This is a genomic window from Bacillus cereus group sp. Sample62 (assembly GCF_036851315.1).
Classification (GTDB): Bacteria; Bacillota; Bacilli; order Bacillales; family Bacillaceae_G; genus Bacillus_A; species Bacillus_A wiedmannii.
The window spans coordinates 2,807,141-2,832,415 of the sequence record NZ_JAFLPK010000001.1; the positions used below are offsets into that span (position 1 = coordinate 2,807,141).

Genomic DNA, 25,275 nt, shown 5'->3' on the forward strand with positions numbered 1-25,275 from the left:
GACGTTTTTTTGTTACTAAAAATTATATTTATCAATATTCTCTTTCGTAAATACAACCCGCTCTGGTAATACGATAATTCCATTTCCTTCTGCTTCATAATCATAACCTTGGATGGAATTTGGCTCTACTTTCACTTTTCCAATTCCTTTTACTTCAAAGCTATCCCCTACTTTTAACTTCTTCCCTTTTACAACGATTTCATTTGCTACATACGTTGCGAGTGCACCTTGTTGTTTTACATCCCATAATCCAAATTGCGCTACTGTTCCTCGTTTTACATAATCACGCATAACGTTAGGTGTCGAAAACCCTGTTACGACTACTTTTTTATCCATTTTTAAGTTTTCAGCTGCTTGTGCCATCGCTGGTAGTGCCGTTGCATCTGGACATATGACTGCATTAATATCCGGATACGTTTTTAATATATTCTCCCCTACGGATAAAGATTTTTGCGCATTATTTTCACCGTACTGCGTCGTTACAATTTCCCAGTTCGGATATTTCTTTTTAATAATTTCTTTCGCTTTCGTTACCCATTGATTTTGATCCGTTACTGTTGGACTAGAATAAAAGAAGGCTACTTTTCCTTTATCTCCAATTTGTTTGGAAGTCATTTCAATTAATAAGTTAGCAAGTTGGTCTGGTGTACCTTGGCTTATATAAAATGAACGGTCTTTCGGATTCACATCAGAGTCCCACGTTAACACCGTCATCCCTTTTTTCTTAGCACGTTGCAGTGATTGTGATAGTCCATCTACTGAAGTAGAAGAGACCATAAGTGCATCATAGTTTTGGTTAATAAAATTGTTTATATATTTCACTTGGCCTGATACGCTTGCTTCAGACGGTCCATCATATTTCACTTGCACCCCTAGTTTATCTCCCATCTCTTTTGCTCCTTCACCACCTGATGTAAAGAAGCCAACTCCAGTTAGTTTCGGAATGAATGCAAATTTCACATCATCTACTTTTTTCTTATCTGCCGTTTGACTAGAACAAGCGATTAAACCGATTAAGCAAATGCATACAATGAATACAATCCCTAGTTTTCTCTTCATGACATTTCCCCCTTATGCAAGTTCTTTCTTTTCCCCAGTGTGAATTGATGTAATTTGAAATGTCTCATAATAACTGAAAGAATAAGAATAATACCTATTACTACGTTGGATTGTTCATTTGTTAAACCTGTCATTTGCAAGCCATACTGCATTAGCCCTATAAAAATACTCGCCAGTACAGTACCGATAATACTTCCTTTCCCCCCTGTAATAAGTGTCCCGCCTAATACGACTGCAGTAATGATTGGTAAAATCGTTTCACTTCCCATATCAGCACGTGCGGAACCGAAATATGCAGTTAAGAAAGCGCCTCCTAATCCACCTCCTAACCCAGAAAGTATGTAAGCGATAATGACTACTTTTTTCGTTTTAATCCCAGTGTATTTTGCTGCATTTTCGTTCGAACCTGTTAATTTTACGTGGCGCCCATATATAGTACAGTGAAATAATATAGTACATAAAACTGTTAATACGATCAGAATCCATAATAAATTCGGTATTCCTATAAAACTACCGTTTGCAAGTTGTGCAAATGCGTCAGGTAAACCACTTATCCCTTCATATCCAGAAGCACCTGCCCCTCCTGAAATGACGAGTGCAATTCCGCCGTATAAAAACATCGTTCCGAGTGTAACGACAAGTGGCTCTACGTCTGTCATTTTTATAATGATTCCGTTTAAAGCTCCTGCTAAACAGCTGATTATAAGAGCTAATATGACCGCTAGCAAAATAGGTATTCCATTCATCCAAAGTACACCAATTATAATCGAAGTTAACCCCATAATAGATCCTACAGAAACGTCAATTCCTCCTGTTACAATAACGAAAGTCATTGGTATCGCCACGATTGCTATAAATAGAAAATCATTTGTACTAAAAAGGAGATTACTAATATTTAAGAAATCACTACTTATAAAACTAAAGAGAATGAATTCTATAAGAAGTAATACAATTAGAACACCTTCCCATCTGTACAAATACTTCATAGATTCATTCTCCTTTCCGCCTTCCACTTTTTCATAACACTATCTAATATAACGATTACTAATAGTAAAAAACCTGAAATAGCATTATTCCAAAATGCTGGTATTTTTAAAAAGACGAGTGAACTGCTTATCGCCTCTAAAAACAATGCTCCTAATGCGGCTCCAAAAATAGAACCTGTTCCCCCTTTTAAATGAATTCCTCCAAGCACAGCTGCTGCAATTACTTGTAATTCTAATCCTGTACCCGTTTGATTAGGGACGAACCCGATATTCATAACAAATATGCAACCAGCGAGTGCAGCGCTTATACCCGATATAATAAACGCATATATCTTTACTTTATTAACAGGTATACCAATGAGTCTCGCGCCATCTTCATTATCACCTACCGCATAAAAGTATCTTCCGAATGGCACTTTCCTTAAAAAGAAGTATAGTAGTAGTAAAATAATAAGAACAAGCCATACAATTATCGGCAAACCAAGTATGACGATAGATGACAGTTGCTTAAAATCGTTTGGTATATCTTCAATCCACTTTCCGCCTGTGAAAATTAACATCGCACCTCTAATGACCCCTAACATACCCAATGTCATGATAATAGCTGGTACCCGAAACTTTGCAACGCCAATCCCGTTTGCGAACCCGATAATAGCGCCAAGTAAAATAGCAGCCGTAATAGACAAGAATGCATTATATCCATCCGATAACAACATCCCGCAAACCGCTGCGCTTAATCCCATAATTGAACCAACTGATACGTCTATATTTTTCGTAAATAAGACGAACGATTGGCCAATTGCTAGCACGACTAAAATAACGCTTGATTTCATCATTAAAGATAACGAGTTAAGCTGAACGAAACTTGGATTTATCATTCCGACAATGGCAATGTAAATTAGTAATAACAGTATGATAGAGGTTTCGTGCATTTTATACATACGTTTCATTCCGTTACACCTCCGTATGCTAGACGTGTAACTTCTTCTACATTTATTTGTTCTTTCTCCATATGAGAAACAAATTTTCCATTTCGCATTACATATACACGGTTTACTAATTGAACAATTTCTTCAATATCTGAAGAGATTAATAATATTGCGAGTCCTTCCCTTTTCATTTTTTCTATCGTTTCATATACTTCAAGCCTTGCTTTCGCATCAATTCCGCGAGTCGGTTCATCAAGAATAATAATTTTTGGATTACACGCAAGATATTTTGCAAGAACGACTTTTTGCTGATTACCTCCTGATAAAGATGCTAGTACTTCATCCATGCTTCGTGCAACAATTCGAAACTGTTCTATATACGACTTCACTAAAGCGCTTTCTTTTTCTTGGTTAATAAAAAAACGACTATTTTGATGTAAACTTGCTGCAGTCATATTTTCTTTAACCGATGCAATTGAAAAAATACCATTTCTTGCTCTATCCTCTGGCACATAAACTAGTCCTTCACTTAGTCTTTTATGCAAAGAGTATGAATCAATTGATTTTCCTTCTAATAAAATAGAACCTGATTTTATAGGTTTCAATCCAAATATCGCTTCTGCTAATTCAGTTCTGCCTGATCCAACAATGCCAGCAATACCTACAATCTCACCAGTATGTACAGTGAATGAAATGTTTTCGAATGCGTGACTCGTTACATCAGTTACTTCTAATATTTTTTTCGTTTCTTTTGACTCTCGCACTATTTCTCTTTTCTCTTCTTGTTTATACCCTTTTGGTAATAATCCCTCCATCAACATGTCATATGTAAAGTTACATACATCCCCTTTGCTTACAATCATTCCATCTCGTAATATCGCCACTTTATTTGCAATTTCAAAGATTTCTGGAAAGCGATGCGTAATATATATCATCCCAATTCCTTTTTCTTGCAAACTTTTCATCAGCACAAAAAAACTCTTCATTTCGTGAGTTGTTAATGTCGATGTTGGCTCATCTAAAATAAGAATCTCGGCTTCTCTTATTAATCCTCTAACGATTTCTACTAATTGTTGCTGCGCAATGGATAGTGATCCTCCCAGTTCTTTAAGATCAATCCCCCATCCTAAACTGTCAATCAATTGCTTGATTTTTACTTTTAATTCCTTTTTCTTTCCTTTTAGTCCGATACATATATTTTCTTCAATGGTCATATGCGGAAAAATGAGTGGTTCTTGTGGTATTAAGTAAATCCCTTCTCGGTGGGCTTCTTTCGGATTTGCAAACTGTTTCCTCATTCCTTTTACATACATTTCTCCACGATCATACGAATATAACCCGGTTAATATTTTCATTAATGTTGATTTTCCAGCACCATTTCCCCCAACTAAAGCGTATATATCACCACGCTCTACTTGTAAGTCCACTTCTTTTAGCACAAGTTGATTTAAAAACGCCTTACTCATTTTCTTTACATGTAATAAAGGTACGTTCTTCACATGATGTCACCTGCCTTTATCCAGAACATTTTTTGAGAAAATGATTATTTGTTCTACTTGTTTTGTAGCATTGTATATTCCTTTTTTCATATCTAGAACACTTTTTTCACCAGACAATTAATCGTTTCAACTGGAATAAACAAAATATATGGCACATATGTTTAAGCAGTGGTCAATTGTTGAAAGGGATGAAGAGTATGACACAGCTGAACTTTGAAGAAAATTTATTAACGAAAGTCGCTTGGTACTATTATAAAGACCAATTAACACAACAGGAGATCGCTTCACTTCTTCATATTTCAAGAAATAAAGTCGTCCGATTATTAGATAAGGCTCGGAGTGAAGGTATCGTTACATTTCACGTAAAAGGGACTGGTTTGCACTGTTTAAGTATTGAGCGTGACTTAATGAAAAAATTCTACTTAAAAGATGCTTTTATTATCCCTACCCCAGTAAACAATTATCACGCGTCTCTCGGAAAAGCTGCTGCACAATATTTAGAAACTCATCTCCAGCAAGGCGATTTACTCGGTATTGGCTGGGGAGAAACAATTAGCAAAATGCTAGAAAACATTCATTTTGAAAGTTCTATTAATCTTTCAATCGTTACGCTAACTGGCGGAGTAAATCACTATCTCCCGAGAAAACAAAACTACTTACACTACATGCAGGGCGATCTTCACATTATCCCTACGCCGTTTCTAGCATCTACAACTGAAATGGCACAAAGTATTCTATCAGAACCGAGTGTAAAAGATATGCTTCATGTCGCTTCACTTGCTCATACGGCTGTTGTCGGTATTGGAGGATTATCTCAAGACGCTACGATTGTAAAAGAAGAAAAATTAACACTACGTGAGATGACATATATTCGTAGTCAAAACGGTGCCGGTGATATTTTAGGACAGTTTTATAATACAAATGGCGATTTATTAGAGCTCCCGCATCACAATCGTCTAATTGGCACGCCTCTCTCTATTTTGCGCAATATGAATCATGTCGTCGGTGTTGCTGGAGGTATAGAAAAGATAGATGCAATTTATGGTGCCTTAAAAGGAAAGTTTATTCATACATTAATTACCGATGAGGAAACTGCCCTCTCCTTATTACGAAAGGATGGTGATTGTTAATGTCTCATTTATTAGCTTTCGATGCTGGTACAGGAAGCATTCGAGCTGTTCTTTTTGATGTACTAGGTAATCAAATTGCAGTCAGTCAAAAAGAATGGGTTCATAAAACGGATCCTCGTTATCCAGGCTCTATGAATTTTGATGTAAAAGAAAACTGGCATCTTGTACAACAATGTACGAAAGAAGTTTTACAAAGAAGTAATGTCTCTCCCTCTTCTATTCAAGCCATTAGCGCTACTAGTATGCGAGAAGGTTTTGTTTTATATGATAAAGATGGGCAAGAAATTTGGGCTTGTGCAAATGTTGATGGGCGCGCATCTGCCGAAGTTAGTGAGCTAAAAGAAATTCGGTCGCATCTTGAAGAAGATTTATATACAAGATCAGGTCAAACTTTTTCATTAGGTGCTTTACCACGCCTACTTTGGATTAAAAAACATGAACCAAACGTCTATAATGCTATTCACTCTTTTACGATGTTAAACGATTGGATTTTATATAAATTAAGTGGCGTGCTGCAAATCGATCCCTCAAACGGATGTACGTCCGGTATTTTTGACTTACAAAATAGAGTATGGGATAACGATATCGCTATAGATTGCGGTCTAACTTTAACATTTTCACCAAAAGTAAATGAAGCTGGTACTGTTATCGGCAATGTTACAAAAGAGTGTGCATCATTAACTGGATTACGTGAAGGAATTCCTGTCGTTGCCGGAGGCGGAGATGCACAAATGGCCTCACTTGGAACAGGAGTCGTGAAACCTAATCAAACGTTAATATGCGGAGGTAGTTTTTGGCAACAAGAAGTGAATGTTACAGAACCGCTAACAGATCCATATGCTGCGATTCGGGTAAATTGTCACGTAGTTCCGAACCTATGGCAATATGAAACGATTGCATTTTTCCCTGGCCTTGTTATGCGCTGGTTTCGAGACGCTTTTTGCCAAGAGGAAAAGAAACTTGCTGACAAACTCGGTGTAGATGCTTATGAATTATTAGAAGAACAAGCGAAAGACGTGCCTGTTGGTTCACATGGCATTATTCCTACTTTTTCAAACGTTATGAACTACATTTCTTGGCGTCATGCCGCACCTTCTTTTTTAAATTTAAGTTTAGATGCTGACAAATGCGGAAAAAAAGAACTGTTCCGTGCTATTGAAGAAAATGCTGCCTTCGTTACACTTGGTAACTTAAAATTAATAGAAAATCTCACAGGAACATTCCCTTCTGAAGTCATTTTTGCTGGCGGTGCCGCTAAAGGAAAACTATGGCCACAAATTCTATCAGACGTACTCGGTATCCCTGTAAAAGTACCAGTTGTGAAAGAAGCAGCTGCTTTAGGAACTGCGATTGCTGCCGGAGTTGGCGCTGGTATTTATTCATCTATGGCAGAAACTGCCGAACAGTTTGTACAGTGGGAGCACATATTCGAACCAATTACTGAAAATCACGAACTATATAAAGAGTTCTATGAAACATGGAAAAACGTATATGACAGTCAGCTCGCTTTAGCTGATAAAGGGCTCACCTCACATATGTGGATTGCGCCTGGTGCACTGTAACAGATTACATAAGGGAGTGAAAAGTATGTTAAAAGCGAATGAAAATGATTTCTCCTATCGCTTCGGTGATAACGGGCCGAAATATTTAATACAAGGTCCTAATATTGATCTTGGCCTTGTTGTCATTCAGCCTGGGCAGGAGTTTCAAAATCACTATCATACAACTTGCGAGGAAGTCTTTTATGCATTAGAAGGTGAAATTGATTTCTATGTGAATAACGAAAGAGTCCCGATTAAACAAGGCGATGTATTGCAAGTTCGCCCTCATGAATCTCACTATCTTATTAACCATTCTGACAAACCTTTTAAAGCGGTTTTTATTAAGTCACCACATTTACCAAATAAAGATACGGTACAAACGGAAAATCCAACATTAACGAAGGAGTGATTTCAAATGACTTGGGGATTTAAAAATCGATTAAATACAATTTTACCTGATGGCAGAGCGGTTATGTTAGCGATAGATCACGGCTACTTTTTAGGGCCAATTCACGGGCTAGAACAGCCACTTGAAACGGTTAAAAACTTACTTCCATACACAGATTCCCTCTTTTTAACTCGAGGTGTACTTAGCTCCTGTATTCCTGAAAACTGCAGCACACCGATGGTTATGCGTGTTTCAGGCGGAGCTACTGTCGTCGGTAAAGATTTAGCGAATGAAACAATTGTTACACCTGTAAAAGAAGCGGTGAAACAAAACGCAATTGGCGTCGGCGTTTCTGTTTTTGTGGGATCAGACTATGAAACACAAACGGTTTCAAATCTCGCAAATGTAGTTTCAGAAGCTCACGATTACGGTTTGCCAGTACTCGGCATTACCGCTGTTGCGAAAGAATTACAAAAACGTGAAGCTCGCTTTCTAGCTCTCGCTTCCCGCGTTTGTGTTGAAATGGGAGCTGACATTATTAAAACGTATTACTGCGAAGGATTCGAAAAAATTACAAGCACTTGCCCTGCCCCAGTCGTAATCGCTGGCGGACCAAAACTTGACTCAATTGAAGACGCATTAAATATTACGTACAATGCACTGCAAGAAGGTGCGATCGGAGTAGATATGGGCCGAAACATATGGCAATCTGAACATCCTGCTGCTATGATTCAAGCGATTCATGGTATTGTGAAGAATAGATTGAATGTGAAAGAAGCTCTCCAATTATATGAAGATGTAAAAAATTAAGCTAAAATATATACAAAATCAATATTTACTATAAGGAAAAGCCTCTATGTTAGATTACTAAGTAACCTAACATAGAGGCTTTCTTTTACATTTTTTTGTTCCGAATTTGGTCAAATTTCTACAGATCGCGTACGTTCCAAACAATCTCACCGCGCTCCCCCCACGTACTATGATGCCGATGAAACCCTATCTTTTCTAATACCCGGAAAGACGCCGTATTCCAAGCGCCTACAGTTGACCAAAGTCTTTGGCGCCCCGTAGCAATCGCAGCCTCAAGCACTGCTGATGCTGCCTCTGTCGCATAACCCTTGCGATGAGCGCTTTGGAACAACTCATATGCAATCTCTGGCTCTTCAAGCGTGGAACGACCGATGATTAAGCCACAGTATCCGATGAAATCCCCTTCTTCTCGCCTACGTATAGTAAGAAGAGAAATACCATTTTCAGTTGCTTTCTTGCGCATTTCGATAAGATAGCTACGAACAGATTCAATGGTTGGCATGTCCACACCACGTTCACCAACTAATTTTCTCAGCCAGACTGCATCAGATTCCTCCCACATATTCAGGTCGAGTCGTTCCGTTTTTAGCTGGAATGCCATATCTTTAAATACAGCTGTCATAGCGATAACCTCCTATTCATTTTACTGTACTACTTATAATATTTTCGTACTTTACCCTATGGGAAACCTGCTTCATTCTCTAAATTTTCTTGCATCAGTAAACATTATTGTTATTTTATGCATAAGCAATTCCTTTGCAAAATAGACCTTGTTATCAAACTTCATTTTAAGTCTACAATATTTGATTTATGAATGATTTTAAATTTACACTTAATATTTATATCAAAAAAATGTATTGCCTTTTCTTTTTTGTTAAAATAAAGAAAAGGAGGAATGATTATGCAACGAATGAGTTTTGAACGCCCTACTGATTATTACAATGAAAGATTATATACTATCGATGAAAAAATTTGTGCCCTATTAAAAGAACGGAAAGAACTTTCAGGTGGTGATCCAGGTTTTCCACATGATGAAGCTATTTATAAATGGGCAAAGCAATACGGATTTTATCCAGACTATCTAAATTCACTATTCTCTTCCATGATGGACGAAGGTGAATTTAAACCTCGCGTCGAACCTATTACATTCAAAAAACATATACCTGTTTTTAAAACGTATGAACATAAAGGTATTATGTATACCGTAACTTTTATTCGGCAATATGCAAATGCTAGTGTCGTTTATTTATATAGCGATTGGGATTCCTCTGATGAAGTTTTTAATGAAAATAAGCCTCATAGTTTCTTCCAATTATCAATAGATGATACATATGACTGCTGGCCAGAAGGTGGCGGTGGCACTGATGGACATTTTAGTCATCATTTCGTTATATCTCCTTCCCTTCCTGATAATTTGTCTGGAATAAGCTTACGATTCAAAGAACTCAATATGCCGTTTAGGAAGGATCAAGCTGTACTTGAATTTGAAATTCAGATAAATTAATAAAGAAGTTGTCTTACAATTCATATACCTGACTAAAATTCGCTTGTTTTTTATTTTTTATGTCCCTTAAAAATAAATACAATAATCAAGCCCCTTTCCAAACTGGATAAGGGGTTATATTTACATCTTCAAACAATAACTCTTGTTTATTATTATAGAACTTTCTTACCATCTTTATAGTCAAGGCAGGACACTTCAATTAACAATCCGCTAAACATTGTAAAATAAAAACCATAACTACTACCTCTCATAGAATACGGTGCCTTTTCTATTTCAATGCCCCCAGCTACTAAACGATTATATGCTTGATCAACTTCACTTGAAGTATCCACTAAAAAACCAATATGAAAAGCTTCAGGATACATCACTTCCTTATTCCCCTTAAATGCTTTGGGGTCGCTTAGCACAAGTATAAATCCACTCTCATCACTCATTACTACTAGTGCCTTTCCCTTTTGCTCCAAAAATTGAAAATCAAAAAATGTTTCAAAGAAATGTCTCGCTTCTGATAAATCATCAACACATAGATTCAAATGATTTAACTTCATTCACTCATCTCCTTTTAAGCACAGGGTATGTAGACTCATTTTCATAACACCTAGATATGTAAGACATAATATTCAAGTGTTCCATCTAAGACTATGCTTTATAGTCTAATACTTTTCTCTATAGCCTAGAACGTTTTTTTAATGAATGCAATTACATGAACCATTCGACGTGAAATATTAATGTACCTATATATAATAGCCACATTATTTACTTTTCAAATTGTGTAAAATCCACTCAATCAAGAAGATTGCTGCAGAAGTACGTTCTGTCGTAGTACCTAAAAATAGTTTATGAAGCAATGCCTCCAATTGAATTGGTTTATTAGGCAACGCTTGAATATACCTTAAAACAGATACCGCTGGCGGTGTAGGTTTGTTATTAATAGCCCATATCCCTTCTAACAATGTCCACGTTGACGTATGAACGATGTATGAAGCTTTTAACTCATCATTTGTTTTCAAAGCAGACTGAATTTTAATAAGCGAACTATGCAACCAATGAGAAATACCTTTCACTTTGTCACTAGAAACACGATAGTTTTCAAATTCATATGTAGCTATCTCCTTTAACCTTTTCAACTCGCCGCTTTTATCAAATAAAATTTCCCCTTCTAAAAATGAGTATAGTTCCATCGGATTGTTTTTAAAGTTTACTAGTATTTGATTAACGTCTGCATACTTATATTCAACTGAAATTTCTTCTCTCGTTTCAGAATGAAACTTCTTCTTTTGTCCATCTTCTAACAGAATGTATAAGTCTAAATCCGAATCAGGATATGCATCACCTCTTGCGACAGATCCGATAAGCATACATCCAGTTACCTTATCTATTGATAAGATTTCAGCTACTATTGTTTGCACTAATTTTTTATGTTGTTCATGTTTAATAGATGTCTGTGCTTCTAACATTTGTAACCTCCAAACATATTATTATGGAGTTATTCCTCACCTAAATATATTGTACTTTTCTTATAATCTTCTACATACTTATTCAACAATTGTCAGTTCATATACAATTACATCTTCACTGCTTTTTGTTTTATCTTGAATCGTTACAATGTCTCCAGCCTTTATTTTCGAAGCGTTCACTACTTTTACCATCTCTGGTGGAACAACCCCTCCATCGTTCTCTTTATTTAGTGGTAACCACTTAACTGATTTACTAGTTGCTTCTAAAATTTTATATTTAATTGTACCATCATACTTTATTTCACCAACAAGATCTTTTACTAATGTAGGTGTGTATTTGCCCCCCTCTTTTTCCAAAGAGATATGATCACCTATATCTGGGATACCGTTTCTTACAGGTGCCTTCCATTTTGTTGAGTTTAAATCATTTAAACTTACTTTCACACTATCTTCTTTATTTGAACTAGCATCTTTTAGAAATATTTCATTATAATTCTTACCAATAATAATATACTCTTTCTGCTCTACTATTTTTGCACTACTTTCACGTTTTACTTCCTCATTGTTAGATACTTCTTCTTTCACCTCATTATTACTACACGCTGATAATATCGTTGTCGCTAAAGCTGTCATTAGTAACATTTTTTTCACTTCATTTACCTCCATTTATAACGAAACAATTAATCATATATCACATCCATATTTTACTATAAATCAAAAAAGAGGATATTTGTTTATTAATAAACAAATATCCTCTACCTTTACATATATATTACGACTGCTGATAAGCCGCTTTCGATGATTTTACATAATAAACTGCGTGATCAACGTTAATGATATGATCTGGTTTTGGTTTACCACGACTCGCTCTATGTCCTGCTAAATGTTCTTCACTTGTTTCCCAGTTTTTCCATGCTTCTTCAGATTCCCAGCGAATCATAACGACAACTTCTTCATCGCCGCGTCTTACTTTTTTCACAAGAACACTTAAGTCAATGAAACCTTCAAATTTTTCAATAATACCTTCTCCAGTGAAACGTTCTACAACTATATTTGATGTACCTTCTTTTACTGTAAATGTTTTCGTTTCGATAAACATATAATCCCACTCCCTCTTTGTAATACGAATACTACTATTCTTCTATTATAGTTGATTATGATAATTATTTTCAATTAAAAAGTTATAATTATTTGAATTATGCTGATTTCTCTTCTATCGCCTCATCTAAAAATTTGAAATACGGAAGTAATATTCCTATTAAAGAAGTGGTACATATAATCGCACCGATGATAAAGTATAGTGCTCTCACTCCCCATATTTCACTCAGTATGCCTCCTAATAACACACCTAACGGCATAGCGGATCGTATGAAAAATAACCGCACTGAAAATACTTGTCCTATCATATTGTTTGGTACTGTTTGTTGGCATATTGTCGTGTTATGAACATTGAAAAAGGCAATGCAAATGCCTGCAACTACTTCAATGAACACCGCAATTACTATACTGTGATTAAACCCTAGAGAAATATATGTTAGTCCTCCTATAAACAATCCCCCAAGCATAAGTATACGTCGGCTTTTATACGTTACTTTTCCGACTAGTATAGATCCAACTACATAACCAAGTGGGAAACCAGCCATAAAATAACCAAACTCCGCATACCCCGCTGAAAGCTCATCTTTTATATAAGGTAGATTTGTAACCAACGTTACCCCAACCCCAAATTGCACGAAAGTAAGAAATATACCGAGCCAAACAATCACTGGTTTTGTGAAAAAATATGTAAATCCGCGAAGAAACTGTTCTAGCCACGTTTTCCGAATAGGTTGTTTTGTTCTCTTTTCTTTTATATTAAGTAATAACGCACCACTAACAAATAGACAAATACATACGAAAGATAATGTAAGTTCTGTTCCAATCAAATGAATGACTACTCCGGCTAATATGGGCCCAAGAAACATCATAAGACGAGCCATCCCATCAATATACGCATTTGCGTCTTGAAGCTGTTCTTTACTTACAATGCTCGGTGTAATTGCTTGACTTGCAGGTGTATACAGCGGCGTAATAAGCCCGATTATTATTTGTACGACATACACATGCCAAACTTCTATACTGTTAGTAAGTAACATGACTAGCGGTAGTAAGAAAACCGAAGCTCGCACCCATTGCGAAAAAATCATAATCCACTTCCGGCTCCATTTATCAATAAATGGACCACTTATAAGTTGCAGTATGAGCGATGGGATAAAGTATAGTAACCACATACTACTTAATGCTGTTTTTGATCCTGTTAATTCGTAAACAAGAATCGAATTACATAACGTTCCGAAAGCCCCGCCTAACTCTGAAATTGCACTGCCAATCCACATATAAAAGAACGAACGGTTTTTCAATACATTTTTCAATTTCATACACCAACTTTTCTACTAGATTCCTCCCTCTATGTGCATTCTAGTTGCATATTATCTATTTAAAAACGCATCTAATTCTTTTGCTAACGACCGTACTGCTTTCTTTCTCAATACATATTTCCCGTCATGTATATCAACTAACTTCGCTGCACGTAACAATTTCAAATGGTGGTGTACTGTCGACTTACCGAGTTGCAGTCTCTCTGTAATTTCCTGCAATGTTCGTTCTTTTTCAAACAACATTTTTACAATGCGTAACCTCGCTTCATCCCCAAGCGCTTTATGTTTTTGAACTAAAAAATAATTCGGTTCATACAGATCTTCAGGATGAATGCTTTCGTTTGCGACTGGGTAATGAAATACTTTCGTATCTTCAATATCCGCCTCAATATTCCACGGTCTGTATGTCATTTGCGGGATAAGAAGTACGTAATGAACACTTGGCTCTGGCATATAATTCACGCCGCCAGTCGCCCACTCGACAAACTCTTCTGGTTTCACCTTTTTATTCATTTCATTTTTCGCTTCATAATCTCGTTTTAATATAGATAGTATTTGCTCTTCCTCTTTCTGAATAACACTCTCATACCAACCTGTCATAACAGCGATTAAGTGGGATTTCAGCTCTTGTACATGAACATCACATATAAAACGAATATACGTGGAGAAAAACTGATGATCACATGTCAGTTCCATTAGTTCATGTATTGCCATTACGTCTCCACTTGCTGCTAAACGTCTTTTCTCTTCATACTTCTCACCTAAAAACGGTAAACATATATACTTCAAATCTTCTTCTGAAAGCGAATCGATTTTAGCATGAAACTGTGATAAGTCCTGAAACTCTCCCATATACAACAACTGAAGTAACGCTTTCCACGTATTATGTTCTTCTACAAACTGTAAGTGCTCTCTCATTTCTTCTGTTAAGGATTCCTTAATCTCTTCCCATTCATTTTGACTCTTTTCAAGAGTATCGATTAACCTTTTATGAGTAATTGCCGCAATGCCAAGTGCGCATTCGAAAAGTATCGAATATTTCACTTGAACGTTATAAGTTTCCCTCTTTCTACTCGTTATGTGATAGACCTCCATTTTTATCCCCTCCTTTTTTGCTATATATTGAATTCTATTTTTATCGAATTTATCCTTCTATATTTTTAGAATCAATAAAATATGAGTTAAAATACATTCCTTTTAAATTAAGAAGAATAGGAGCTTTTTTATATACAAATAATAACTTTCAAGGAGTTGTTGACATGCATTTCATATTGAATATGTTAGGAATTATCATTGTAATCTTAATCGTTTTCCTCTGTTCGCCTAATAAAAAACATATAAAATGGAGACCAATCGTTATTCTAATTATATTGGAGCTCTTTATTACATGGTTTATGTTAGGCACGAAGCTCGGCAGTATTATAATCAATAAAATTGCGTCATTTTTCAGTTGGCTACTGTCATGCGCGAATGAAGGTATTCGGTTTGCCTTTCCTTCCGCTATGGAAAATCAAACAATTGATTTCTTCTTTAGCGCATTACTTCCTATCATTTTCGTTATCACCTTCTTTGATATTCTTTCGTACTTCGGAATCTTAACTTGGATTATTGATAAAGTAGGTGCAGTTATTTCAAAGATTTCTCGTTTACCAAAGTTAGAAAGCTTCTTTTCAATTCAAATGATGTTTTTAGGAAACACCGAAGCACTTGCGGTTGTTCGTGATCAGTTATCTGTTTTAAAAGATAATCGTTTATTAACTTTTGGAATTATGAGTATGAGTAGCGTTAGTGGATCCATTCTTGGCGCCTATTTATCAATGGTTCCGGCAACATATATTTTCAGCGCTATCCCTTTAAACTGTATTAACGCATTAATTTTAGCCAATGTATTAAATCCTGTAAAAGTTACAAAAGAAGAAGATGTCGTATATACACCTTCAAAAGATGAAAAAAAAGATTTCTTTTCTACAATTTCAAACAGTATGTTAGTTGGGATGAATATGGTTATCGTTATTTTAGCTATGGTAATTGGTTATGTAGCATTAACTGCATGTTTAAATGGGATTTTAGGCTTTTTCGTCACAGGTTTAACAATTCAAAAAATCTTCTCCATTATCTTTAGCCCCTTTGCTTTTTTACTCGGTTTATCGGGCAGTGATGCGATGTATGTAGCTGAATTAATGGGGATTAAAATAACGACGAATGAATTTGTTGCAATGATGGATTTAAAATCGAACCTAAAGTCTTTACAACCACATACAGTTGCAGTTGCAACTACATTTCTAGCTTCTTTTGCTAACTTTAGTACAGTAGGTATGATTTACGGAACTTACAATTCATTATTTGGCGGAGAAAAATCAGCCATAATCGGTAAAAATGTTTGGAAGCTTCTTGTTAGCGGGATGGCAGTTTCCTTATTAAGCGCTATGCTTGTTGGGCTATTTGTATGGTAAATAAATAATCTTTAAAACAAAAGACACCCAATCGAATTGAGTGTCTTTTATTATTAGTTTCGAATCTGACCATTTCCACGAATCACATATTTTGTAGAAGTCAATGCAGGAAGTCCCATCGGCCCCCTTACATGTAGCTTTTGTGTACTGATGCCAATTTCTGCTCCAAATCCGAATTCAGATCCATCAGTAAAACGAGTGGATGCATTATGATAAAGTGCCGCCGCATCAACAGATGTGAAGAACTTATTGACGTTTTCCTCATCCTCTGTAATAATCGCTTCGGAATGCATAGATCCATACGTATTTATGTGATAAATCGCTTCTTCTATAGAAGAAACTACTTTCACTGCCAGTGTGAGAGATAAAAATTCTGTACCCCAGTCTTCTTCTGAAGCAAATACAATTGAAGAATCAATTGCCAATGCTCTATGATCACCACGTAGTTCCACGCCTCTTTCCTTTAAAGCAGAAAACAGCTCTTTACCATATTGTTGCACCCACTCCTCATGAAGTACAATCGTTTCAATTGCATTACATACAGATGGACGCTGCGTTTTTGCATTAATAATAATATCAATTGCCATTTGTTTATTCGCTGTTTCATCAATGAAAATATGACAATTTCCTGCACCTGTTTCAAGTACCGGAACAGACGCTTCTCTTACTACAGTATCAATTAATTGTTTTCCACCTCTTGGGATTAGTACATCTAAGTACCCATTCAATGTAAACAACTGCTTTGCACTATCTCGCGTTGTATCTTCTATAAGCTGTACACTTTCTGGAGGCAAGCTTGTTTGTTTGAGCGATCGGTGAATAACGGCAACGATGGCTTTGTTAGAATTGATAGCAGAAGAACTGCCTCGTAATATTACTGCGTTTCCTGTTTTTAAACAAATTGTAGCAGCATCTACTGTTACATTTGGCCTTGCCTCATAAATCATCCCAACAACACCAAGTGGTACACGCATCTCCTGAATAGATAGTCCATTTGGTCGCTCCCATTCGCTTACACGTTCTCCAATAGGATCGCGTAATTCAATTAACTGCTTAATTCCCTCTGCCATATCAACAATTCGTTGTTCAGTTAGCATAAGTCGATCAAGGAGTGAATCAGAAAATCCTTTTGCCTTACCTTCTTCGATATCACGTTTGTTTTCCTCTACAATGTAAGCTGTTTCTACTATTAGCCTTTCAGCAATTGCAGCAAGTGCTTCGTTTTTTTGATCGGTTGATTTAAGCACAAGATCCCTAGCAATTTCTTTCGCTTTTTTTCCCTTTGCCAACACTTCATTCATTTTTATTTCCTCCTTCTTAACATCACTATTCTTAAAGTGAAACCCAATAATCTCTATGAATGACTTCATAATTATGCCTATCGCCTCTTGCTTGTATATCTTGGCTTTGCATACCTTTTACATCTCTTAGTTCCTCAGCACTATATGTGCATTGTCCTTTTCCAATTACGCGCCCTTGTTGCGTCATTACTTCTACGACATCGCCAACTTTGAAAAATCCTGACACATTCGTAACGCCAGCAGGAAGAAGACTCTTACCATGCTGAATGATAGCAGTAGCTGCTCCAGCGTCTACTTCAATTTGTCCACTAACAAGCGAATGCAAAGCAATCCATTGCTTATTCATCTTCATTTCTTTTTGAGGAGCATTTCCGACATACGTACCATCACCTTTACCCTTCAAAACATCTACAAATTTCTCTTGTCCACGTCCTGTTCCGATAAATACACTCACACCAAGAGAAAGTGCTGTCTTCGCAGCATCAATTTTTGACTTCATACCGCCAGTCCCAAGTTTTGAACCAGCATCTCCTGCAAGAGAAGCGATTTCTTCCGTAACTTCAGGAAGGAAATAATACTTTTTCGCATCCGCATTTTTCTGAGGATTTTTGTCGTATAAACCGTTCACATCCGTAAAAATCATTAGCATATCCGCCGAAACAAGCCCGCTTACTAAAGCTGACAGCATATCATTATCACCGAACGTTAGCTCCTCTAAAGAGATAGAATCATTTTCATTAATGATTGGTAGAGCAGAACGGTTTAGTAACTCTCCTAAAGTAGCATAAGCATTACTATATTGTTCTTTTCTAGAAAAATCACTTCTCGTCAGCAATAGTTGAGCTGTAACGATGCCATATTTACGAAATTCCTCCGTGTACGCCTGCATTAACAAACTTTGTCCAACAGCCGCAGCAGCCTGTTTTCCTTTAATTGTCACAGGTCTACTAGGATACCCTAGAGCTGAAAAACCTGCAGCGACGGCCCCAGATGTAATTAACAAAACTTCATGCCCTTCCTCTTTCAATTGAGCCAGTGCGGCAACGTGATCTGAAAGTTGTTCTTTAGAAATGCCTCCGTGACTATCTGCCAAGGAACTACTCCCAATCTTTACAACAATTCGTTGTTTTTTCACTTTTTTATCCCCCAAGTCTAAAATCAAAGTTTTTTATAAATTACACTTTTATTCATACAGCTTGCAGCGATTCTATTCTTTTCAATGCTCCGCCTAGCCTATTTAAGAGCAAAATAAAAATGACCGCTTCGCCCTTAATAAAATAAAAAGGACGAAACGGTCATTGTTCCGCGGTACCACCTTAATTGATATACATAGATATCCACTTGGCGCCTATAACGCAGGCGAACGCCTAAACTTTCATTTAAGACTCAGGGATAGGTTCGATATATTCTATACGAGGAATCTTTCAGCCGGTGAATTCCACTCTCTTTCGCAAGAAGACATATGTACTATTTCCCTTCAACGATTTTCGGTTTAATTTTTTATATTATGCGATATAATTTGATTTGGTGTCAAGAAGTATTTTTAAAAATAAATAGAGCGGCAAGTTACTTGTATGAAATTATTACCGTACTGAATGAAAATACAAATCGATATAAGTTTAACTCATATTCATCAACATAAAACCTAAAATTAAAGTGTATATATTTACATAATATCGAATATAATTGATTTTTAACTTTTAGTGTTGCAAAAAGGAATATATTCTCTTAGAATGTTTCTTTATATTACATAAAGATGTTATTGTTATTTTAAGATAGCAATTTCAAAATGATATAATTTATTATAAAAGGAGCAAGATTAAGTTATTATGGATAAACAAATTGGATTTATCGGTTGCGGGAATATGGGAATGGCTATCATTGGCGGGATGCTAAACAAAAAGATAGTGTCTGCAAATCATATTATTTGTTCGGATTTAAACACTACGAATTTAAAACATGCTAACGAAAAATATGGGCTAACTACAACTACTGACAACAATGAAGTAGCTAAAAATGCTGATATTTTAATTTTATCAATTAAACCAGACTTATACGCATCAGTAATTAACGAAATAAAAGATGTGCTAAAAAATGACGTTATTGTCGTAACGATCGCTGCTGGAAAAAACATCAAAAGTACAGAGGATTCTTTTGATAAAAAGTTAAAAGTTGTACGAGTAATGCCTAATACCCCTGCTCTCGTTGGAGAAGGTATGTCTGCTTTATGCCCTAATGAAATGGTGACAGAAAAAGACTTAGAAGATGTGCTAAACATTTTCACTAGCTTTGGTCAAGCAGAAATCGTAAGCGAAAAATTAATGGATGTTGTAACATCTGTAAGTGGTTCGTCACCAGCATACGTATATATGATTATAGAAGCAATGGCAGATGCAGCTGTATTAGATGGTATGCCACGAAATCAAGCATATAAATTCGCCGCTCAAGCTGTGTTAGGCTCTGCAAAAATGGTACTAGAAACAGGCATTCATCCAGGTGAATTGAAAGATATGGTTTGTTCTCCTGGTGGAACGACAATAGAAGCTGTCGCAACATTAGAGGAAAAAGGATTACGAACAGCGATTATTTCAGCTATGCAGCGTTGTACGCAAAAATCTGTTGAACTATCTGGTCAAACGAAAAAGTAAAACTATAAAAGAGATCGCGTTAGCTATGAATTCACTAAATGATAAACGGCAAAACTCATATATACTTGAGTTTTGCCGTTTCGGTTTTTAATTATATTAAAATAATTTAGTTCGAATCTTCTTTAAAAGTTCTAGTTTTATCCCTTACCTATTCCCTACTATAATTGTGTAATTTTATTAGAAACTAATAATTTTTCAATACATTTCGGCAACATATCTAATAATGTTTCAAATGCGTAATTTACATCTAAACGTTCTGTCCATTGATGTGCATCTTTCCCTACCGGCCCCATATTTAATACCGGAACGTCAAACTCTTCTAGATCCTGAAGTGGAATCGAATAACCTTTATCCCATAATGGCATATTGTCTACAAGTGAACTCATTGAATCTAGTGGATTTTGTAAGCCCACATAGCTCAAATCTGAAATTCCTCCAAAATAATTTTGGTTTTCAAATGTAATATTATGATTGAAGTGTGCATACTTTTCCATTTCTGTAACTACTTCTTTAATTAACGGATTGTTGCGTGAGCTTACAGCTGGATAATATGGCGGTGCAAAGAAAAGTACAATCATCGGTGCCTTCTCTTTACATAAAATAGATAGTTTATCTACTAAATCAATTGTTACCGCACGATCATCTTTATCTTTTCTATTTTTAATAATGCTAGATTGAATATCATCTATTTTCTCTTGTCCATGATGGTCAATTGCATAAGCGATAAGCTCTTCATACGTTAATACATTTACTTTCAGATTAGGCGGTATAAACGGATTATATTTAGAAAAACGATATGCTTGTTTTTCATATGATTCTTCTATTTTCTCTGCTACTTTCGTTACTTTTTGACGTAACAATGAAACGACATCAGTCATCGTTTTTTCTAGTAAAAATAAATTGAACAATGTGACGGCACGATGCGGAATTTGTACAGAATAATCCTCCTTTAAGTCCCGTTGAAGTAAGTTAGTTGGCGGAGGACTCGCTTCTCCTTCTACAACATCACAAAGATCCGTATTCAATTCTAATTCAGCCGTTAATAAAGCAGCCATATAACTCCCATTTAAACCTGCAAATGGTTCACCTACATGTGTCTCTTTTCCGTAGCACAGAAATCCTGGTAACACTTTACCAATAGAACCAGTGTAAATATACTTATTTTGGTCACCAGGATGTCGTGAAAACATAGGCTCTGAATTTAGTACCGTTTTATAATCTAAATCGTGTTCTCTTGCTAACTCTAGTAGTCTTGGGACAGCAGCTCTCATTCCTACAGAGTTTACTTCTTCATCTGGAACAGCTAATAAAAGAACATTCCCATCAAATCTTCCTTCACAGGCTTGCTCAATCATTGCCATTTGTAATGCGAGACCACATTTCATGTCCATTGTTCCTCTACCAAACAGCCAATTTCCTTGTTCTATATCTTCACGTACATGGGCTGGTAATTCATCTTTATGAGAATAAAACATAGATGTTAACTTTTTAGGATTAAATGCATCTTCTTTCCACACTCCGTAATCTTGCACATCTACAACATCAAAGTGACTAACTAGAATTACTGTATTTTTCGTACTTTCACTTTTCTTTACTAGGGCTGTAACAAAAAATCGTCCGTCCCCCGTCGGATTTTTTTGCAAATGATGTGGGTTTTCTTTGAAGTACTGTAAATCAGATAATTGTTCCACAACAAAGTCTGGCAATATCACTTCAGCTTCTGTACCTGTAATACTAGGAATTTCAACAAGACCGCTTAATAATTGAATCAATTGCTCTTTTGATTGCCACTTTGACATATAAATCCCCCTATTTTTCCACATTATGAAAATGAATTCCAGTATATGAATAAAAAATGACGACAGTTATCAAAATTATAGTTCTGATGTACTGCCGATTTTTATTGATATTTCATGAGCTGCTTGTTTTACCTTACTAATAAGAAAAGATAGTCGATCATCATTGATGCGATGACTAATTAACCCAACACTTAATGCTCCTACTACTTTATGATTAAACCCTATAATAGGTGCAGCAACTGACGCTGTCCCTTCTGTTTTTTCACCATAACTCACAGCATATCCTTCATTTCTTATTTGCTTTATTTGATCGAAAAGAATGCGCTTTTGTTCTGGCAAAGAAGATAGTAAATGTTCTAAAATTTGTTCCATTTCACTCGTTTTCATATTGGCAAGCATCGTTTTATTTGCTGCACCAATTGAAAGTGGAATTTGTTCCCCAAGATTATCGATAACTCGAATTTTTAAAGGGCTATCCATTCTTTCAATGATAATAGAATGTGTTCCGTTTGGAATGTTCAAATAAACACTTTCTTCCACTTCAAAAGCTAACCGCTTCATCACTTCTCTTGCAACTGATCTGTAGTCTACTTTCTCCAATTGACGTAATCCTATTTCCATCCACATTGGCCCAATTTTGTACTGTTTCGTTTCTGAAATTTGCGTAACTAACCCATGCTCGATTAAAGAGTTAAGTAATCTATGTACTGTACTAACTGGGAGATGTGTTCTGTCCGCTATATCAGAAATAGCCCAATAATCTTTTTCATTAATAGAATTTAACAACTTTATAATACTTATCGCTCGATCAATGGACTGTACCATAACTCACCTCAACTTGACTTGTAATATGTTAGTACGCTCAATTACCTATAAATTTAACAAAAATTCAAAATGAAATCAATTAATTTATTCAATTTTCTAAAAATAAAAATATGTTGCTAACAACAATTTGTAAGCGCGAACAAAAAAATATTGACTTTTCCTTTTAATTATCTGAAAATTATAACAAGATTTCACATCACGGAATACATTCCACAATACGGAAAAACATCAAACTTTATTCTATCAACTACGAAAGTGAGGAAAACAATGACGCAAGTAAGTAATACAAACAATGAATTAAAACGAACGATGAAAAGTAGACACTTATTCATGATTGCACTCGGTGGTGTGATTGGAACGGGGTTATTTAACGGATCTGGCTTTATTATTAGTCAAGCTGGACCTGGTGGATCCGTACTTGCCTTTATGGCTGGTGGATTATTAATGTATTTCGTTATGCTTTGTCTTGGTGAACTTGCTGTAGCCATGCCTGTTTCAGGTTCTTTTCAGGAATATGCAACTAAGTTCATCAATCCTGCAACTGGCTTTACAATCGGATGGTTGTATTGGTTAAGTTGGGCGAATACGACCGGTCTTGAATTTACAACTGCCGGCATTACAATGCAGCGCTGGTTTCCTGATATTCCTGTTTGGGTTTGGTGTTTAGTATTTGGCGTTACTATCTTCACTATTAACGCATTATCTGCTCGTAGTTACGCAGAAACAGAATTTTGGTTTTCAAGTATAAAAGTATCTGCTATTATAGCTTTTATTATTCTTGGCGGTGCCGCTATGTTCGGTTTTATTGACTTAAAAGGCGACGAACCCGCTCCGTTATTATCAAATTTCGTAAATCATGGCGGTTTATTCCCAAATGGACTTGCAGCTATTCTATTAACAATGGTTACAGTCAATTATTCCTTCCAAGGTACAGAACTTGTCGGAATCGCAGCAGGTGAAAGTGAAGATCCAGCAAAAACTTTACCTCGTTCTATTAGAAATATAATATGGCGCACGATGTTTTTCTTCGTCTTAGCAATCTTTGTTCTTGTTGCTTTAATTCCTTGGGAAGAAGCAGGATTAACAAAGAGCCCATTCGTTGCTGTATTTGATAATATCGGTATTCCATATGCAGCTGATATTATGAATTTTGTTATTCTTACTGCTGTTCTTTCTGTCGCAAACTCTGGACTGTACGCCGCAACTCGCATGCTTTGGTCATTATCAAAAAATGAAATGGCTCCGGCCTTTTTAAAAAAATTATCTTCACGAGGAATACCTTTAAACGCTTTAATTTTGACAATTTCTATTTCTGCTTTTTCTCTTTTAACAAGCGTCGTAGCTGCTGAAACAGTTTACTTATGGTTAATTTCCATTTCTGGAGTAATAACAATCATTGTTTGGATGTCAATTTGTGTCTCTCAATTCTTTTTCCGTAAACATTATTTAGCAGACGGTGGAAGATTAGAAGACTTAAAATTTAAAACTCCACTTTATCCACTTGTACCAATTCTTGGTTTTGGATTGTATGGCATTATATTAATTAGTCTTATCTTTATCCCTGAACAACGACTTGGAATCTATTGCACTGTACCATTTATCATCTTTTGCTACACTTACTATCACTTTAAAGTTAAGAAAAGAATTGCTACTAACACTCGTAGTGAAACTAAAATTAGCGAGACTATGTAATACTATACTTATATAAAAGACCGCACATGGCTTTCATTTCATATGCGGTCTTTTATCATTGTCATTTGTTCTATTCCCTTTTCATTCATTACCTCATACGAGTCAGTATTACTATATACCTTTACTTGGATTGCAAGTTCTTTGAAAAGTGATACCGATTTTCATAATGCGGTAAATACTACAATACTAGTAATTGGAATTTCCCACTTTTTATACGTTATTGATTTTCCTTACTGTTACTGTTTTGATATATTGAATATATATTGCTTAAAAATTTAAAAAAAGACAGGAGTTATCTACAATGATAAAAGGTTTCGGGGGAATATTTTGGAGGACTAACAATCTTGATGTTATAAAAAAATGGTACAGTGAAGTGTTGAAAATTGAAATAGAAAATTGGAATGGGACTGTGATTAAACCCCAATTAGGAAATGAGACTATTTTTTCTTTCTTTACCGAAAATGATAATTATTTCCCAATAGAACAGCAAGTGATGTTAAATTTTGAAGTACATAATTTAAATGAGACTATTCAGCATCTTGAACATATTGGTGTACCTCTTGAAAAGAAAGAAGAAATTAGTGAGTTCGGAAAGTTTATTTGGATTAAAGATCCTGAAGGTCGTCTAATTGAGCTTTGGGAGAAATAGACGGTTATAATCCTTTGCTATTAAGCTAACGGTTGCTTTCATTCAACAAAATAAATAAAAAAGTCGATTCCTTAACTCCACAGGAAATCGACTTTTTCTATCCCATCGCAATAATATGGAACTACTGCCCTTGATTAGATTGTTTTCAAACAAAAGATACGAAAAATAGTTTTTTCTGGCTGCTTATT

General features: G+C 35.8%; 24 protein-coding genes and 1 other annotated feature. Of the genes, 9 read left to right on the forward strand and 15 right to left on the reverse strand.

The genetic code is table 11. The features are described from left to right. Window positions 1-15: 15 nt before the first annotated feature. The 4 genes from lsrB to J0835_RS14280 are packed head-to-tail and all read right to left on the reverse strand — an operon-like array spanning window position 16 to window position 4,473. Window positions 16-1,059, reverse strand: coding sequence for an autoinducer 2 ABC transporter substrate-binding protein LsrB (gene lsrB, locus J0835_RS14265; protein ID WP_087980996.1), 1,044 nt, complete (start codon window positions 1,057-1,059; stop codon window positions 16-18). After that, window positions 1,056-2,045 carry an ABC transporter permease gene (locus tag J0835_RS14270; protein ID WP_140386812.1) on the reverse strand — a complete coding sequence of 330 codons (990 nt, stop codon included), beginning with the start codon at window positions 2,043-2,045 and terminating at the stop codon, window positions 1,056-1,058. Before J0835_RS14270 ends, lsrB begins: the two co-directional genes overlap by 4 nt. Then, window positions 2,042-2,995 carry an ABC transporter permease subunit gene (locus tag J0835_RS14275; protein WP_087980998.1) on the reverse strand — a complete coding sequence of 318 codons (954 nt, stop codon included), beginning with the start codon at window positions 2,993-2,995 and terminating at the stop codon, window positions 2,042-2,044. The genes J0835_RS14270 and J0835_RS14275 overlap by 4 nt, the downstream gene beginning before the upstream one ends. Continuing rightward, window positions 2,992-4,473, reverse strand: coding sequence for a sugar ABC transporter ATP-binding protein (locus J0835_RS14280; protein WP_140386813.1), 1,482 nt, complete (start codon window positions 4,471-4,473; stop codon window positions 2,992-2,994). The genes J0835_RS14275 and J0835_RS14280 overlap by 4 nt, the downstream gene beginning before the upstream one ends. Window positions 4,474-4,670: 197 nt before the next feature. Here J0835_RS14280 and J0835_RS14285 point away from each other — a divergent pair, with 197 nt between their 5' ends. The 4 genes from J0835_RS14285 to lsrF are packed head-to-tail and all read left to right on the forward strand — an operon-like array spanning window position 4,671 to window position 8,342. Beyond that, window positions 4,671-5,603 carry a sugar-binding transcriptional regulator gene (locus J0835_RS14285; protein ID WP_333728131.1) on the forward strand — a complete coding sequence of 311 codons (933 nt, stop codon included), beginning with the start codon at window positions 4,671-4,673 and terminating at the stop codon, window positions 5,601-5,603. Next, entirely contained in the window at window positions 5,603-7,165 is a 1,563-nt protein-coding gene (lsrK, locus tag J0835_RS14290) for an autoinducer-2 kinase (RefSeq protein WP_140386814.1), read from the forward strand. The genes J0835_RS14285 and lsrK overlap by 1 nt, the downstream gene beginning before the upstream one ends. A gap of 25 nt (window positions 7,166-7,190) precedes the next feature. Continuing rightward, window positions 7,191-7,553 carry a cupin domain-containing protein gene (locus J0835_RS14295; protein ID WP_000909986.1) on the forward strand — a complete coding sequence of 121 codons (363 nt, stop codon included), beginning with the start codon at window positions 7,191-7,193 and terminating at the stop codon, window positions 7,551-7,553. A gap of 6 nt (window positions 7,554-7,559) precedes the next feature. Next, window positions 7,560-8,342, forward strand: coding sequence for a 3-hydroxy-5-phosphonooxypentane-2,4-dione thiolase (gene lsrF / locus J0835_RS14300; protein ID WP_000219781.1), 783 nt, complete (start codon window positions 7,560-7,562; stop codon window positions 8,340-8,342). Between the two features lie 118 nt (window positions 8,343-8,460). On the opposite strand, the gene J0835_RS14305 is transcribed toward lsrF, so the two are convergent. Beyond that, window positions 8,461-8,964 (reverse strand): GNAT family N-acetyltransferase, encoded by a 504-nt coding sequence (locus J0835_RS14305; protein ID WP_087981001.1) that lies wholly within the window; start codon window positions 8,962-8,964, stop codon window positions 8,461-8,463. 279 nt (window positions 8,965-9,243) lie between these two features. Here J0835_RS14305 and J0835_RS14310 point away from each other — a divergent pair, with 279 nt between their 5' ends. Further along, window positions 9,244-9,846, forward strand: coding sequence for a hypothetical protein (locus J0835_RS14310; protein ID WP_140386815.1), 603 nt, complete (start codon window positions 9,244-9,246; stop codon window positions 9,844-9,846). Between the two features lie 152 nt (window positions 9,847-9,998). Here J0835_RS14310 and J0835_RS14315 read toward each other — a convergent pair whose 3' ends face one another. The 6 genes from J0835_RS14315 to J0835_RS14340 all read right to left on the reverse strand — a co-directional run bounded on the left by J0835_RS14315 (window position 9,999) and on the right by J0835_RS14340 (window position 14,815). Continuing rightward, window positions 9,999-10,394, reverse strand: a complete 396-nt coding sequence (locus tag J0835_RS14315; protein ID WP_087981003.1) for a VOC family protein — start codon at window positions 10,392-10,394, stop codon at window positions 9,999-10,001. A 204-nt stretch (window positions 10,395-10,598) separates the two neighbouring features. Continuing rightward, complete coding sequence (locus J0835_RS14320; protein WP_087981004.1) at window positions 10,599-11,303, reverse strand: nucleotidyltransferase domain-containing protein; 705 nt, start codon at window positions 11,301-11,303, stop codon at window positions 10,599-10,601. A 78-nt stretch (window positions 11,304-11,381) separates the two neighbouring features. Next, window positions 11,382-11,969 (reverse strand): hypothetical protein, encoded by a 588-nt coding sequence (locus tag J0835_RS14325; protein ID WP_087981005.1) that lies wholly within the window; start codon window positions 11,967-11,969, stop codon window positions 11,382-11,384. Window positions 11,970-12,075: 106 nt separating this feature from the next. Next, window positions 12,076-12,402 carry a heme-degrading monooxygenase HmoA gene (hmoA, locus tag J0835_RS14330; RefSeq protein ID WP_000469503.1) on the reverse strand — a complete coding sequence of 109 codons (327 nt, stop codon included), beginning with the start codon at window positions 12,400-12,402 and terminating at the stop codon, window positions 12,076-12,078. Window positions 12,403-12,499: 97 nt separating this feature from the next. Further along, window positions 12,500-13,720, reverse strand: coding sequence for an MFS transporter (locus J0835_RS14335; protein ID WP_087981006.1), 1,221 nt, complete (start codon window positions 13,718-13,720; stop codon window positions 12,500-12,502). A gap of 51 nt (window positions 13,721-13,771) precedes the next feature. Next, complete coding sequence (locus J0835_RS14340) at window positions 13,772-14,815, reverse strand: ArsR/SmtB family transcription factor (protein WP_087981007.1); 1,044 nt, start codon at window positions 14,813-14,815, stop codon at window positions 13,772-13,774. 164 nt (window positions 14,816-14,979) lie between these two features. On the opposite strand from J0835_RS14340, the gene J0835_RS14345 reads away from it, so the two are divergent. After that, window positions 14,980-16,173, forward strand: coding sequence for a nucleoside transporter C-terminal domain-containing protein (locus J0835_RS14345; RefSeq protein ID WP_087981008.1), 1,194 nt, complete (start codon window positions 14,980-14,982; stop codon window positions 16,171-16,173). 53 nt (window positions 16,174-16,226) lie between these two features. Here the strand turns inward: J0835_RS14345 and J0835_RS14350 are convergent, their stop codons facing one another. Both J0835_RS14350 and proB read right to left on the reverse strand, forming a co-directional pair. Continuing rightward, window positions 16,227-17,474, reverse strand: coding sequence for a glutamate-5-semialdehyde dehydrogenase (locus J0835_RS14350; RefSeq protein WP_087981009.1), 1,248 nt, complete (start codon window positions 17,472-17,474; stop codon window positions 16,227-16,229). A gap of 31 nt (window positions 17,475-17,505) precedes the next feature. Further along, complete coding sequence (gene proB / locus J0835_RS14355) at window positions 17,506-18,609, reverse strand: glutamate 5-kinase (RefSeq protein WP_087981010.1); 1,104 nt, start codon at window positions 18,607-18,609, stop codon at window positions 17,506-17,508. A 144-nt stretch (window positions 18,610-18,753) separates the two neighbouring features. Continuing rightward, window positions 18,754-18,964: a binding site (T-box leader), on the reverse strand. A 339-nt stretch (window positions 18,965-19,303) separates the two neighbouring features. Here proB and proC point away from each other — a divergent pair. Next, complete coding sequence (proC, locus tag J0835_RS14360; protein WP_087981011.1) at window positions 19,304-20,122, forward strand: pyrroline-5-carboxylate reductase; 819 nt, start codon at window positions 19,304-19,306, stop codon at window positions 20,120-20,122. A gap of 158 nt (window positions 20,123-20,280) precedes the next feature. Here the strand turns inward: proC and J0835_RS14365 are convergent, their stop codons facing one another. Both J0835_RS14365 and J0835_RS14370 read right to left on the reverse strand, forming a co-directional pair. Further along, complete coding sequence (locus J0835_RS14365) at window positions 20,281-21,921, reverse strand: M20/M25/M40 family metallo-hydrolase (protein WP_087981012.1); 1,641 nt, start codon at window positions 21,919-21,921, stop codon at window positions 20,281-20,283. A gap of 75 nt (window positions 21,922-21,996) precedes the next feature. Further along, entirely contained in the window at window positions 21,997-22,746 is a 750-nt protein-coding gene (locus J0835_RS14370) for an IclR family transcriptional regulator (RefSeq protein ID WP_087981013.1), read from the reverse strand. 267 nt (window positions 22,747-23,013) lie between these two features. Here J0835_RS14370 and J0835_RS14375 point away from each other — a divergent pair, with 267 nt between their 5' ends. Then, a complete protein-coding gene (locus J0835_RS14375; protein WP_087981014.1) occupies window positions 23,014-24,438 on the forward strand; it encodes an amino acid permease in 1,425 nt (474 codons plus the stop codon). Between the two features lie 301 nt (window positions 24,439-24,739). After that, window positions 24,740-25,087 carry a VOC family protein gene (locus tag J0835_RS14380; protein ID WP_087981015.1) on the forward strand — a complete coding sequence of 116 codons (348 nt, stop codon included), beginning with the start codon at window positions 24,740-24,742 and terminating at the stop codon, window positions 25,085-25,087. The last annotated feature ends 188 nt before the right edge of the window (window positions 25,088-25,275 follow it).

What these genes read in the sequence shown, in the direction of transcription:
- lsrB (WP_087980996.1), bottom strand. Translation starts at nt 1,059, where the DNA reads ATGAAGAGAAAACTAGGGATTGTATTCATTGTATGCATTTGCTTAATC.
- J0835_RS14270 (WP_140386812.1), bottom strand. Translation starts at nt 2,045, where the DNA reads ATGAAGTATTTGTACAGATGGGAAGGTGTTCTAATTGTATTACTTCTT.
- J0835_RS14275 (WP_087980998.1), bottom strand. Translation starts at nt 2,995, where the DNA reads ATGAAACGTATGTATAAAATGCACGAAACCTCTATCATACTGTTATTA.
- J0835_RS14285 (WP_333728131.1), top strand. Translation starts at nt 4,671, where the DNA reads ATGACACAGCTGAACTTTGAAGAAAATTTATTAACGAAAGTCGCTTGG.
- lsrK (WP_140386814.1), top strand. Translation starts at nt 5,603, where the DNA reads ATGTCTCATTTATTAGCTTTCGATGCTGGTACAGGAAGCATTCGAGCT.
- J0835_RS14295 (WP_000909986.1), top strand. Translation starts at nt 7,191, where the DNA reads ATGTTAAAAGCGAATGAAAATGATTTCTCCTATCGCTTCGGTGATAAC.
- lsrF (WP_000219781.1), top strand. Translation starts at nt 7,560, where the DNA reads ATGACTTGGGGATTTAAAAATCGATTAAATACAATTTTACCTGATGGC.
- J0835_RS14305 (WP_087981001.1), bottom strand. Translation starts at nt 8,964, where the DNA reads ATGACAGCTGTATTTAAAGATATGGCATTCCAGCTAAAAACGGAACGA.
- J0835_RS14310 (WP_140386815.1), top strand. Translation starts at nt 9,244, where the DNA reads ATGCAACGAATGAGTTTTGAACGCCCTACTGATTATTACAATGAAAGA.
- J0835_RS14315 (WP_087981003.1), bottom strand. Translation starts at nt 10,394, where the DNA reads ATGAAGTTAAATCATTTGAATCTATGTGTTGATGATTTATCAGAAGCG.
- J0835_RS14320 (WP_087981004.1), bottom strand. Translation starts at nt 11,303, where the DNA reads ATGTTAGAAGCACAGACATCTATTAAACATGAACAACATAAAAAATTA.
- J0835_RS14325 (WP_087981005.1), bottom strand. Translation starts at nt 11,969, where the DNA reads ATGGAGGTAAATGAAGTGAAAAAAATGTTACTAATGACAGCTTTAGCG.
- hmoA (WP_000469503.1), bottom strand. Translation starts at nt 12,402, where the DNA reads ATGTTTATCGAAACGAAAACATTTACAGTAAAAGAAGGTACATCAAAT.
- J0835_RS14335 (WP_087981006.1), bottom strand. Translation starts at nt 13,720, where the DNA reads ATGAAATTGAAAAATGTATTGAAAAACCGTTCGTTCTTTTATATGTGG.
- J0835_RS14340 (WP_087981007.1), bottom strand. Translation starts at nt 14,815, where the DNA reads ATGGAGGTCTATCACATAACGAGTAGAAAGAGGGAAACTTATAACGTT.
- J0835_RS14345 (WP_087981008.1), top strand. Translation starts at nt 14,980, where the DNA reads ATGCATTTCATATTGAATATGTTAGGAATTATCATTGTAATCTTAATC.
- J0835_RS14350 (WP_087981009.1), bottom strand. Translation starts at nt 17,474, where the DNA reads ATGAATGAAGTGTTGGCAAAGGGAAAAAAAGCGAAAGAAATTGCTAGG.
- proC (WP_087981011.1), top strand. Translation starts at nt 19,304, where the DNA reads ATGGATAAACAAATTGGATTTATCGGTTGCGGGAATATGGGAATGGCT.
- J0835_RS14365 (WP_087981012.1), bottom strand. Translation starts at nt 21,921, where the DNA reads ATGTCAAAGTGGCAATCAAAAGAGCAATTGATTCAATTATTAAGCGGT.
- J0835_RS14370 (WP_087981013.1), bottom strand. Translation starts at nt 22,746, where the DNA reads ATGGTACAGTCCATTGATCGAGCGATAAGTATTATAAAGTTGTTAAAT.
- J0835_RS14375 (WP_087981014.1), top strand. Translation starts at nt 23,014, where the DNA reads ATGACGCAAGTAAGTAATACAAACAATGAATTAAAACGAACGATGAAA.
- J0835_RS14380 (WP_087981015.1), top strand. Translation starts at nt 24,740, where the DNA reads ATGATAAAAGGTTTCGGGGGAATATTTTGGAGGACTAACAATCTTGAT.